General features: G+C 29.8%; 9 protein-coding genes. 5 read left to right on the top strand and 4 right to left on the bottom strand.

The window, feature by feature from the left end; genetic code table 11:
• Nucleotides 1-25: 25 nt before the first annotated feature.
• Nucleotides 26-352: a hypothetical protein gene (locus H9W90_RS01400; RefSeq protein WP_187482705.1), complete on the bottom strand. Its 327-nt coding sequence runs from the start codon at nt 350-352 to the stop codon at nt 26-28.
• A gap of 187 nt (nt 353-539) precedes the next feature.
• Between H9W90_RS01400 and H9W90_RS01395 the strand changes: the two genes are divergently transcribed.
• From H9W90_RS01395 to H9W90_RS01385, 3 genes are all read left to right on the top strand, one after another.
• Nucleotides 540-2,060, top strand: a complete 1,521-nt coding sequence (locus tag H9W90_RS01395; protein ID WP_187482704.1) for a GH3 family acyl-acid amido synthetase — start codon at nt 540-542, stop codon at nt 2,058-2,060.
• A 271-nt stretch (nt 2,061-2,331) separates the two neighbouring features.
• Nucleotides 2,332-3,594, top strand: a complete 1,263-nt coding sequence (locus H9W90_RS01390; protein WP_187482703.1) for a putative DNA modification/repair radical SAM protein — start codon at nt 2,332-2,334, stop codon at nt 3,592-3,594.
• On the top strand, nt 3,595-4,365 hold the full coding sequence (locus tag H9W90_RS01385; protein WP_187482702.1) for a TIGR03915 family putative DNA repair protein: 771 nt from the start codon (nt 3,595-3,597) through the stop codon (nt 4,363-4,365). It abuts the gene before it with no gap.
• A 1-nt stretch (nt 4,366) separates the two neighbouring features.
• Here H9W90_RS01385 and H9W90_RS01380 read toward each other — a convergent pair whose 3' ends face one another.
• A complete protein-coding gene (locus H9W90_RS01380; RefSeq protein WP_187482701.1) occupies nt 4,367-4,927 on the bottom strand; it encodes a hypothetical protein in 561 nt (186 codons plus the stop codon).
• A 111-nt stretch (nt 4,928-5,038) separates the two neighbouring features.
• Between H9W90_RS01380 and H9W90_RS01375 the strand changes: the two genes are divergently transcribed.
• Nucleotides 5,039-8,167: a cytochrome c biogenesis protein gene (locus tag H9W90_RS01375; protein ID WP_187482700.1), complete on the top strand. Its 3,129-nt coding sequence runs from the start codon at nt 5,039-5,041 to the stop codon at nt 8,165-8,167.
• A 75-nt stretch (nt 8,168-8,242) separates the two neighbouring features.
• Complete coding sequence (locus H9W90_RS01370; RefSeq protein WP_187482699.1) at nt 8,243-8,758, top strand: DUF2892 domain-containing protein; 516 nt, start codon at nt 8,243-8,245, stop codon at nt 8,756-8,758.
• A 93-nt stretch (nt 8,759-8,851) separates the two neighbouring features.
• Here the strand turns inward: H9W90_RS01370 and H9W90_RS01365 are convergent, their stop codons facing one another.
• Nucleotides 8,852-10,465: an amino acid ABC transporter substrate-binding protein gene (locus H9W90_RS01365; protein ID WP_254712514.1), complete on the bottom strand. Its 1,614-nt coding sequence runs from the start codon at nt 10,463-10,465 to the stop codon at nt 8,852-8,854.
• A 5-nt stretch (nt 10,466-10,470) separates the two neighbouring features.
• A complete protein-coding gene (guaA, locus tag H9W90_RS01360) occupies nt 10,471-12,006 on the bottom strand; it encodes a glutamine-hydrolyzing GMP synthase (RefSeq protein ID WP_187482697.1) in 1,536 nt (511 codons plus the stop codon).
• Nucleotides 12,007-12,020: the final 14 nt, after the last annotated feature.

Below are 12,020 nucleotides of genomic sequence, written 5' to 3'. Positions count from 1 at the left end.
TTATAAACAAATATTTATGAAAGGTTTACATAAAAATATTCTCATCTTTAGAAACATTTTCTTCAGGAATTTCCTTAAAAAATTCTGCCGTTTCTAAATCTGCAGTTGCGCCATAAGCTGCTACTAAAGTTCCTTTTGTGTCTATGGTTTCTATTACATATAAAATCGACATATCAGAAGGATTGCTCATTCCTTCAAATCTGTGTTCCGCAACAATTTTCACATCTTTTTGTGTGTATTTTGTCTTTTCATTGTTGGCTATCAATTTAGAATCTATCACTCTATAGCTTTCAGTATATCCTTTTTCTTCATATTTTTTTATTAATTCTAACTCGTTTTTTGCATTTTCCATAATAGTTTAGTTTTCTTATTCAATTCAAAATAACAAAATATTACAGATTTAGTTTATTACAATCCATAGTTAAGTTAACTCATATAATTACAAACCCGAATAATAAAATCGAATTGAATTAATTTTTATTTCTAATGAGTTCAATTTTACTTGCAGAATAATTCATCTTTGTAAAAAATTACAACCAATGGCAATTTTAGGAAACATAATAAAAGGGATTATAGATTTAACAGACACACTTAAATCTGACACAAATCATATAGAAGCACAACAAAAAGTTCTAAAAAATCTTTTAGAAAAATCAAAGAATACTCAATTTGGAGAAGCTTATAAATTTGAAGAAGTTTTATCATCAGAAAATATAGAAAAAACATTTGCAGATGCAGTTCCTTATTTCGATTACAATTCTTTAAATGAAAAATGGTGGTACAAAATTCATGAAAATGAAGAAGATGTTACTTGGCCAGGAAATCCGTCTTATTTTGCCTTAAGTTCAGGGACTACTGGTAAAACAAGCAAAAGAATTCCTGTTACAGACGATATGATTTCAGCCATTAAAAGCTCTGGAATTAAACAAGTTACATCATTACACAATTTCGATTTACCAGCAGATTTCTTCGAAAAAGATATTATGATGTTGGGTAGCTCTACAGATCTACAAGAAAAAGACGACCATTTAGAAGGAGAAATTAGCGGAATTAGCGCAAGTAATATTCCGTTTTGGTTTAAAGGATACTACAAGCCAGGAGAAGAAATTGCAAAAATTGAAGATTGGGACGAACGCGTGCAACACATTGCAGAAAATGCTAAAAGTTGGGATATTGGTGCATTAAGCGGAATTCCTGCTTGGATAGAATTAATGATGCAGAAAGTTATTGAGCATCATAATTTAAAAAACATTCATGAAATTTGGCCAAATTTACAAGTCTATACTTCTGGTGGCGTAGCTTTTGGGCCGTATGAAAAAAGTTTCAACGCGCTTTTAGGGAAACCTGTAACTGTTATAGACACTTATTTGGCTTCTGAAGGATATATTGCCACGCAAGTAAGACCAGAAACAAATTCCATGCAATTAAATACAGAAAACGGAATTTATTTCGAGTTTGTTCCTATGAATCCAGATTACATAAATGCAGATGGTTCTCTAAAACAAAACGCGCCTTCATTCACTTTAAATGAGGTGGAATTAGACAAAGATTATATTTTAATTATTAGCACAGTTTCTGGTGCTTGGCGTTATTTAATTGGTGATACCATTGCTTTTACTGATATTGAAAGAGCTGAAATTAAAATTACAGGACGTACAAAATTCTTTTTAAATACAGTTGGTTCGCAATTATCCGTTAACAAAATGGACGATGCAATTAAAAATTTAGAGGAAGAATTTTCTACAAAAATTACAGAATATACTATTTGTGCCAAACGTTTCGAAGATGGCGAATTTTATCACTCTTGGTATTTAGGTTCAGAAATGGATGCAGATAATGCCAAAATTGTAGAAACTTTAGACAATTTCTTAAAAGATGCTAATAAAAACTACAAAGTTGCCAGAAGTAAAGCTTTAAAAGGTGTAAAAGTGCAAGTAATTCCTGTCGAAAAATTTCATGATTGGAATGACAGCAACAAGAAAAAAGGCGGACAAGTAAAAATGGAACGTGTTATGAAAGAAGATAAATTCGCAGAATGGGAAAAATTCGTAAATGATTAATTTCATTTTAAATATTTTTATTTAGGCGTTTTAACGGGCTTTTCGCACTCGCTTTTTTTCTGAAAAAGAAAAAAGAGCTCAAACAAATGCTTCAATCCCTAACGCGCTCACTCAAACTCTTAAAAGCAGCTATTTTAAATTTAAAAATAGTTGTTTTTTAATTATGTTAAATGTTCTTTTTCAGTCTAAAATCACTTTAATTATTTCGTAACTTACACTACTTTTTCTTCGGAAAAATTCTCTAATATAAAACTCAATATATCAATAATTTATGTCTTTCGACAGAACTTTAGAAAAGCTTAAAATTCTTGCAGACGCTGCTAAATACGACGTTTCTTGTTCTTCCAGCGGAAGCAAAAGAGCAAACACAAACAAAGGTTTAGGAGACGCAACAGGAATGGGAATTTGCCATTCTTATACAGAAGATGGAAGATGCGTTTCTTTGCTAAAAATATTATTGACAAATCATTGTATTTTCGATTGTGCCTATTGTGTTACCAGAAAAAGTAACGATGTAAAACGTGCTGCTTTTAAAGTGCAAGAAGTAGTAGATTTAACGATTAATTTTTACAGAAGAAATTATATTGAAGGCTTATTTTTAAGTTCTGGTATTTTTAAAAGTGCAGATTATACAATGGAACGTCTAGTTGCTGTAGCAAAAAAATTAAGACTGGAAGAAAATTTCAATGGATACATTCATTTAAAATCCATTCCAGGTGCTTCAGATGAATTAATGAGAGAAGCAGGTTTGTATGCAGATCGTTTAAGTGTAAATATAGAAATTCCAACTAAATCTGGATTAAAATTATTGGCTCCAGACAAGAATTTTGAAGATTTTATTAAACCAATGGAAAAAGTAAAAAATGAAATCATTCAATATAAATCTGAAAAGAAAATTATTAAAAGTACACCAAAATATGCTCCAGCAGGACAAAGCACACAAATGATTGTTGGCGCAAGTGGAGAAAATGATTTTCAGATTTTAAAAACCGCGGAACATTATTATAAAAGCTACAACTTAAAAAGAGTTTATTATTCTGGTTATGTCCCTATTAGTTTAGATGACAGATTACCAAAAATTGGAACAGAAGTGCCAATGTTACGTGAAAACAGATTGTATCAATCTGATTGGTTAACGCGTTTTTATGGTTTTCAAACCAATGAAATTGTAAACTTAAATCATCAAAATTTAGATTTAGATATCGACCCAAAATTGAGTTGGGCATTAAGAAACTTGCACGAATTTCCTGTAGATGTAAATAAAGCCGATAAAAGAATGTTGGCAAGAATACCAGGAGTTGGTATGAAATCTGTCAACAAAATTTTAATGGCAAGAAGATTTAGAAGATTAAATTGGGATCATTTAAAGAAAATAGGCATCGCATTTAACAGAGCGCAATACTTTTTAGTTTGCGATAGTAATTTGTTTGAAAGAAGAGATTTAACCGCAGAAAAATTAAAAGCAACTATTTTGAAGAATTCAAATAGTAAATATGATAAATTATTAAGTCCTCAATTAAATTTGTTTTCTTAAATGACAGGCAAAACGTTAATTTATGATGGCTCTTTTGAAGGTTTTTTAAGTTGTGTCTTTTACATTTTCGAATACAAATTAACAGATGTTACTATTCAAAATGAATTTGTTGTTCAAAATGGATTGTTTTCAGAAAATGAAACTATTGCTACAGACACAAAAAAAGCGGACAGAGTTTGGAAAGGTTTAAAACAAAAAGCTTCCACTATTTCTTCCACAAAAATATATTATGCTTTTTTAAGTGAACAATTGGGTGTAGAAAATATCTTGTTAAATTACATTCAATATATATTTAACAATACAAAAAAAGTTGATACAGATTTTACACAACCCAGTGTTTTAAATACTTCTCAAATTGCAAAAAACGTAAGTAGAGAAAAACATAGAATGGAAGCTTTTGTAAGGTTTAAACTAACAAAAGACAATATTTATTTTGCAAATATTGAACCTGATTTTAATGTATTACCACTAATTTCAAAACATTTTAAAAGCAGATATGCAGACCAAAAATGGGTTATTTATGATATTAAAAGAAACTATGGTTTATTCTACGATTTAGAAACATTAGAAATGATGCAAATGGAATTTCCAAAGAATTTTGATTTCTCAAAAACCGATACCAACTTTTTTGCAGATGAAGAATTTGAATTTCAGAAATTATGGCAAAACTATTTTAAAAGCACCAATATTACAGAACGCAAAAACATGAAGTTGCATATTAGACATGTACCAAAACGTTATTGGAAATATTTAAGTGAGAAGCAGCCATAAATTACTCTTTTATCAACTTATTTCTTTCTTCTACCAAAACCATAATTTCTTCCGGAGATAAATAGTATCTTTTTATTCGGTTTTTATAATTTTCAGAAATATCTGCGTGGTCTAAAATAAAATTTTTCGTTTTCAAAATATAATGCTCCATTTTATGCTTTACTGCAAAACTATCTGCAGCCCTTTCAGCTTCAACTATATGATTATCCGAAAACAAATACTTTAACCCAAACCAAATTAGGTTTAATTTACTTCTATCTTGGTAATCCATAATATGCCCTAATTCGTGCCCAATCCAACCAATAAAAATATCTGTAGGAATATCTCTTGTTGAAAACTCTCTGTCAGAAATTTTAAATTTCTCACTAATTAGAATAAGAAATTTTCTGTTCTTGTTAGATTTAAAAAAACTATCAAAAGTTGGTCTGGCTTGCATTGTAGACTTTTTAATATTTTTTTTAAACTTGAACTCTATATGAATGTTTTTTAACTGTGGATAATAATTTAGCGCAGTTTCTACTTCAGTTTTTATAGAATCTGGTATGATATGATATTTTGGCATAAATGCGTTTTGTTTTATAATTATTTAACACATAAATATACTGCTATCAGTAAGTAAATTTGTGCTTTTATGCTTAAATTTGTAACTCTTATAAAAAGCATTTCAAAAAGGATGAAAAATATATTAAATTTCCTCTACTCTACACGTCTTACAGCTGTTTTATTTATAGTTTTTGCAACAGCAATGGGTATTGCCACTTTCATAGAAAATGATTACGGAACTCAAACATCTAAAGCGTTAGTTTATAATGCTTGGTGGTTCGAAGCAATTATGGCTTTCTTTATCTTTAACTTTTTTGGTAACATTTTTAGATATCGATTGTATAAAAAAGAAAAATGGGCTGTTCTAATGTTTCACGGAGCTTTTTTATTCATTTTAATAGGGGCAGCTGTTACTAGATACATTGGGCACGAAGGTATTATGTTAATTAATGAAGGAGAAACTACCAATGAATATTTATCTGAAACTACCTATGTAAATGTTATTGTGGACAATAGTAAAGTTCAAAAAACCAAGCATAAAGAAATTATGTTATCTGCTTGGGGAAAAAATAATTGGTCTTTCTCAGATGAATTTAAAGGTACAGATTACAATGTTAATTTAGTTGATTATATCCCTTGGGCAGAAAGGAAATTAATAGAGGATGAAAATGGTGTTGAACATCTATTTTTTGTTGAATCTTCAGAAGGTACAAGACACGAACATTGGATTAAAAAAGGAACTTTACAAAATATACATGGAATTTTAGTGGGTTTTAATGCCACTGATGAAAATGCATCTATCAACTTTAAAACAGAAAATAACATTCTTAAAATGACCACTAAATCTGACGGCGATTGGTTTAGAATGGCAGATCAAAAAAGAGGGAAAATAACAAAAGACTCCGTACAAAATTTTCAATATTTAACCTTACACAATATTGCTGGTTTACAATTTGTGGTTCCTAGGCCAGCAGAAAAAGGAATTATGAAAACAGTTAGTGGGCCAAAAGATGATAAAAAATTAGACGTAATTATTTTAGATATCACTGCAAATAACGACACTAAAAGAATTGAACTTACTGGAGGTAAATTTAGCAGTGATAATGCAGAAGAAATAGCAATTGGAGGTTTAAACTTTAGACTATGGTATGGAGCAAAGACAATGCAAACTCCTTTTAGTATTAAGTTGAATGATTTTCAGTTAGAAAAATATCCTGGTTCAGAAAGTGCAGCTTCTTACGCAAGCGAAGTTACTGTTATTGACGGAGAAGAAAAGTTTGATTATAGAATTTTCATGAATCATATTTTAGATCATAAAGGATATAAGTTTTTTCAATCTAGTTATGACTTATCTGGTGAAACTGAAGAAACACACCTTTCAGTAAATCATGATTTTTGGGGAACTTTTATTACATATTTAGGATATTCGTTACTTTACACAGGTTTAATTTGTATTCTTTTTGCTAAAAATACACGTTTTGATGATTTGAAAAACGGTTTAAAGAAAATTAGAAAGAAGAAATTAACAATGTCTCTTGTTGGAGCCCTATTCTTATCAACTTTTACATTTGCACAACATACAAATCATCAAGTAGAAAAAATTACTAACCAACAAATAGATTCTATTCTACAAGCCAATATGGTGGATGCAAAGCATGCAGAAAGCTTTAATAAACTGGTTATACAAGATAATGGTAGAATGAAGCCAGCTCATACTTTTGCTTCTGAATTGGTTAGAAAAGTAAGTAAAACAGAAAAGTTTAAAGGTATGGAACCTAGCCAGGTTTTATTATCTATCATAGAAAACCCAAGACTTTGGTTTGAAGTTCCTGTAATTTATTTAGAAAAACAAAATAAAGAAATAAGAGAATTTATAGGAATAGATGAAGACGCAGCATATGCTAGCCTGTCTGATTTTATTGTGCCAAGTAGTGGCGAATATAAAATTCGAGAAAAAGTAGCAGAAGCTCAAAAGAAAAAGGTTCAAAATAAATTTGAAAAAGACCTTATAAAAATAGATAGAAGAATTGGTTTGTTATACAGTGCCATTGGAGGTGGAATTTTAAAAATTTATCCAATACCAAATGACGATAATAACAAATGGGTATCTAGACCAGAAGGTGACCAAGCTAACTTTAAAGGAACAGATTCTGTTTTTGTAAAGCAATCTTTACCGGTTTATATTCAATTTTTGCAAGACGCAAAAAAGACTAACGATTATACTGAAGCTAATAAGATTTTAGACGGAATTAAAAAGTTTCAGAAAAAATTTGGTGCAGATGTATATCCTTCTGAAAGAAAAATAGATTTAGAAATTAGCTATAATAAAATTTTACCTTTTCAAAGACTTGCAAAATATTATGGCTTTGTTAGTTTGTTTTTAATCGTTTTTGTGATTTGGCAAATTTTCACTTCTAAAAAATGGATTAATACTGTTGTTAAGGTCTTAATTGCAATTGTTGTTGGTTTATTTATTTTCCACACACTTGGTTTAATTTCACGCTGGTATATTAGTGGAAATGCACCTTGGAGTAATGCTTATGAATCTATAATTTTTGTGGCTTGGGCAACAATGTTTTTTGGTCTTTTCATTGGAAGAAAATCTGCATTAACAATTACAGCAACTGCTTTTTTAGTGGCAATTACCTTGGGGTTTGCACATCAAAACTGGTTAGATCCAGAAATAGCAAACTTACAACCAGTTTTAAATTCTTGGTGGCTTTTAGTACATACCTCTATTATTGTTGCTAGTTACGGACCAGTTTCTTTAGGAATGATTTTAGGTGTTTTCGCTCTCTTTTTAATGGCTTTTACCAATGAAAAGAATAAGAAGAAAATGGATTTAAACATTAAAGAAATTACCATTATTAATGAAATGGCAATTACTGTTGGTTTAATAATGTTGACTATTGGTAACTTTCTTGGCGGAATGTGGGCAAATGAAAGTTGGGGACGTTATTGGGGATGGGATCCAAAAGAAACTTGGGCACTTATTTCTATTATGATATATGCATTTGTTTTACACATGCGTTTAATACCAGGTTTAAGAGGTAGGTATACATTTAATTTATGGTCTATAATTGCATATTTTTCTATTATGATGACATTTTTTGGTGTTAACTTCTATTTATCTGGTTTACATTCTTATGCAAGTGGAGATAGAGTTATTACACCTGCATCTGCTTATTATTCAATATGTTTTGTTGCTGTACTAGGAACTTTCGCTTACATTAAATACCGAAAATTTTACAAAAAATAATTTTAAAGACAAGTCACTAAATATTTTCATAAGAAAATGTATTTTTGCACCTCAAAATAAATCATAACAAACACAATGTTTCATAAAAATATAAAATTAATAATAGCAGGTTTAATTACAGTTTGGTCTGTATATCAATTTAGTCAAGGAAATATAATGAACGGAATTTCTATCTTATTATTAGCTGGAATTTTTATCTTATTATACTTTAAAAATGAGTTTATCTTATTAGCTTTTTTACAGTTACGTAAACAAAATTTTGAAGGAACAAAAAAGTGGTTAGGTTATATTAAAAACCCTGAAGCTGCATTAATAGTAAAACAACAAGGATATTATAATTATTTACACGGTATTATATTAAGTCAAACTAATATTACTCAAGCTGAAAAATATTTAAGAAAAGCTGTAAAGTTAGGTTTAGCAATGGATCATGATATGGCAATGGCAAAACTGCAATTGGCAGGAATAGCAATGACTAAAAGACGTAAACGTGAAGCTACAAACTTAATGGCAGAAGCTAAAAAGTTAGACAAACACGGTATGTTAAAAGAACAAATGACAATGATGAAAAATCAGATGAAGAAAATTTAATTCCTCGTTTGTATTGATATAAAAAAAATCCGCTGAAAAGCGGATTTTTTAGTTCTATATATTTATCAATTTTATTTAATGAGGATCATAAAATTACTTTAACCTCGTTAAACTTAAATCATCATTATATTGTACTATAAATAAGCCTTTGTTTTCTGAAACTCCAAAAAGTTTACTGGTATAATCGAACTTACTTTCTACTCTAAAAGAAGCACCTTCTTTAAACGTTGCTTTTAGATTTTCGCCAGAAGCCAACCTTATTAAAATATCGTAAGTAATATCAAAACCTTTGGTTGCGTAATAAGATGGTAAAGCTTTGTTCTTATTAAAATACTGCTTGTTAAATAATTGTGTTGTATGAGATGCTTCATCTATATATTCATCACTAACATACGTAAAACCAATTTTTGCCAACTTCAAATTATCTATTCTGTCAAAAGATTTTCCTTTATCATAAGTAAAAACTTTTACACTTGTAGAATCTGGTAAACTTATTAGACTATTAATAGCATCTGCTACCATAACATTGTCATTGGTTGTTAAGATTACCCAATTTTTTTCATTTGGCTTTAATATTTTTAAAAAACGCTCTTTATCTATATAGCCATTTTTAGGTTTTAATAAATGAACTTTAGAAATAGAATCATGCGCTTCTAAAGACTGTATAATACCATTACTAGCAATATTAGAACTAGAGTTTCCATCTCCAACAACAATAAGGTTGCCTGTATTAAAATTGTCTTTTATGTAAGCAACTAATTCGTCTCTAAAAATTTCTTTCTCTGGAGCTGTTTTTATTAATTTTGATGATGAAAATTTAGATTGTTGTTTAGAATATACAGGAAATACTACTGGTTTTTTTACTTTACCTGCTACTATTTCTGCTTCTTCGGAATATAAAGGTCCAATAATTACATCATTTTTATCTAGATCATTTTCTGCAAGAATTTCTCTTATTTTTGTGCTATTTTTTTCAGTATCAAAAACATTTAATACTACATTAACACCTTGTTTTCTGATAGAATCTACAGCAACCTCTGCTCCTAAGTAAAAATCTGTAACAATATTTGCTAATGTACTTTTACTAAAGATATTTTTATGAGAAATAGAATCAAATTCACTAGTTTTAAAAGGTAATAATAACGCAACTTTTAAAGAAATATCATCTTCAATAAAATCTTCGTAAATAGAGTTCTCTACATCTTCTCCGTCTTCAATTGCCTTAATTTTTATAATTTGCCCAGTTTTTAATCCTTCTGATAATTCAGGGTTTAAAGATGTTAAGTTTTCTTGAGTAACATTATAGAAACGAGTTAAACTGTAAAAAGTATCACCTTTTTTAACTTCATAAACAACAAAGTTCTTCTTAAGTTCTTCTAAAAGATTGTCTTTAGTTTCTTTTACCTCATTAATTGTTTTTTCTTCTGTAGTTTCTTCTGTTATTGTTATTGTTTCTGTTTCTTTAACCTTTTTAGAGGTTTTTGTCATTTTTTTATTAGGAACTACAATAACCGTATTTGCATCTGGTTTTCTACTAACATCTGGGTTTAAACGCAATAAATCTTTCGTTTTTATGTCTAGATTTTTTGCAATGCTTCGCATTGTTTCACCTTCTTTAACCTTATATTCTACGTACTTTTTCTGTTGTCCACAAGAAACTGTAAACGTTAAGATACACAGAAAAACAAAAAACTTTAAATGTTTCATATATTTTATTCCCATTCTATAGTTGCAGGTGGTTTAGAGCTAATATCATAAACAACTCTGTTTACACCTTTTACATTATTTATAATTTTGTTTGACGTTTTTTGCAAAAATTCATAAGGTAAATTTACCCAATCTGCCGTCATTCCATCTGTACTTTCTACTGCTCTTAAAGCTACTACTTTTTCATATGTTCTTTCATCTCCCATTACTCCAACAGAGTTTACAGGAAGTAACATTGCACCTGCTTGCCATACTTTATCGTACAAACCATCTTCTCTTAATCCGTTAATAAAGATAGCATCTACTTCTTGTAAAATACGAACTTTTTCTGGTGTAACATCTCCCAGAATTCTGATGGCCAAACCTGGACCAGGAAAAGGATGACGTCCTAATAATTCTGGATCAATTCCCATTGAAGCTCCTACTCTTCTAACCTCGTCTTTAAAAATCATTCTTAAAGGTTCTACAATCTTCAATTTCATAAAATCTGGTAAACCTCCAACATTATGATGACTTTTAATAGTTGCTGATGGACCACCGTTTACAGAAACTGATTCAATTACATCTGGATAAATAGTACCTTGAGCTAACCATTTTACATCTTTTATTTGATGTGCTTCATCATCAAAAACCTCTATAAATGCGTTACCAATTGCTTTTCTTTTCTTCTCTGGATCAGACAAATTTGCTAAAGCAGATAAAAAACGATCGGATGCATCTACACCTTTAACGTTTAAACCCATACCTTCGTATTGCGCTAACACACTTTCGAACTCATTTTTTCTTAAAAGTCCGTTATTAACAAAAATACAATACAGGTTTTCGCCAATTGCTTTGTTTAACAAAACTGCTGCAACTGTAGAATCTACACCTCCAGAAAGTCCTAAAACAACTTTATCATTTCCTACTTTTTCTTTTATTGATGCAACAGTAGCTTCAACAAAAGAATCTGGAGTCCATGTTTGGGCAACATTAGCAATCTTTACTAAAAAGTTTTCTAATAGTTGTTTTCCATCTTTAGAGTGATATACTTCTGGATGAAATTGTATTGCAAAAGTATCTTCTCCATCAATTTTATAAGCTGCGTTTTGTACATCTTTTGTACTTGCCAAAAGTGTGCCATTTGTTGGCAGCTCTTTAATTGTATCAGAATGACTCATCCAAACTTGGCTTCCTTCAGAAATGTTTTCAAAGAAAATTTCATTATTTTTTATAAATGATAAATTTGCTCTACCATATTCTCTAGTGTTAGAAGGTGCCACTTTTCCGCCAGAAAAATGTGCTAAATACTGTGCACCATAACAAACTGCTAATACAGGTTTTTTCCCTTTAATTTCTGATAAATCTGGATGTAAAACATTTTCTCCTCTAACAGAATTTGGACTTCCTGATAAAATTACAGCTTTAAAATCTGATGAGTTTTGTGGTGGTTTGTTATAAGGATGAATTTCACAATAAATGTTTAATTCTCTTACTCTTCTCGCAATTAGTTGTGTGTATTGCGAACCGAAATCTAAAATAAGTACGTGGTCTTGTTGCATGCGCAAAAATACTA

The sequence above is a fragment of the Polaribacter pectinis genome (assembly GCF_014352875.1).
In the GTDB taxonomy this organism is placed as follows: Bacteria; Bacteroidota; Bacteroidia; order Flavobacteriales; family Flavobacteriaceae; genus Polaribacter; species Polaribacter pectinis.
This window is presented reverse-complemented; position numbering and strand designations above follow the sequence as displayed.

Excerpts from the sequence above, each read along its gene's own strand:
- H9W90_RS01400 (WP_187482705.1), bottom strand. The coding sequence starts at position 352 with ATGGAAAATGCAAAAAACGAGTTAGAATTAATAAAAAAATATGAAGAA.
- H9W90_RS01395 (WP_187482704.1), top strand. The coding sequence starts at position 540 with ATGGCAATTTTAGGAAACATAATAAAAGGGATTATAGATTTAACAGAC.
- H9W90_RS01390 (WP_187482703.1), top strand. The coding sequence starts at position 2,332 with ATGTCTTTCGACAGAACTTTAGAAAAGCTTAAAATTCTTGCAGACGCT.
- H9W90_RS01385 (WP_187482702.1), top strand. The coding sequence starts at position 3,595 with ATGACAGGCAAAACGTTAATTTATGATGGCTCTTTTGAAGGTTTTTTA.
- H9W90_RS01380 (WP_187482701.1), bottom strand. The coding sequence starts at position 4,927 with ATGCCAAAATATCATATCATACCAGATTCTATAAAAACTGAAGTAGAA.
- H9W90_RS01375 (WP_187482700.1), top strand. The coding sequence starts at position 5,039 with ATGAAAAATATATTAAATTTCCTCTACTCTACACGTCTTACAGCTGTT.
- H9W90_RS01370 (WP_187482699.1), top strand. The coding sequence starts at position 8,243 with ATGTTTCATAAAAATATAAAATTAATAATAGCAGGTTTAATTACAGTT.
- H9W90_RS01365 (WP_254712514.1), bottom strand. The coding sequence starts at position 10,465 with ATGAAACATTTAAAGTTTTTTGTTTTTCTGTGTATCTTAACGTTTACA.
- guaA (WP_187482697.1), bottom strand. The coding sequence starts at position 12,006 with ATGCAACAAGACCACGTACTTATTTTAGATTTCGGTTCGCAATACACA.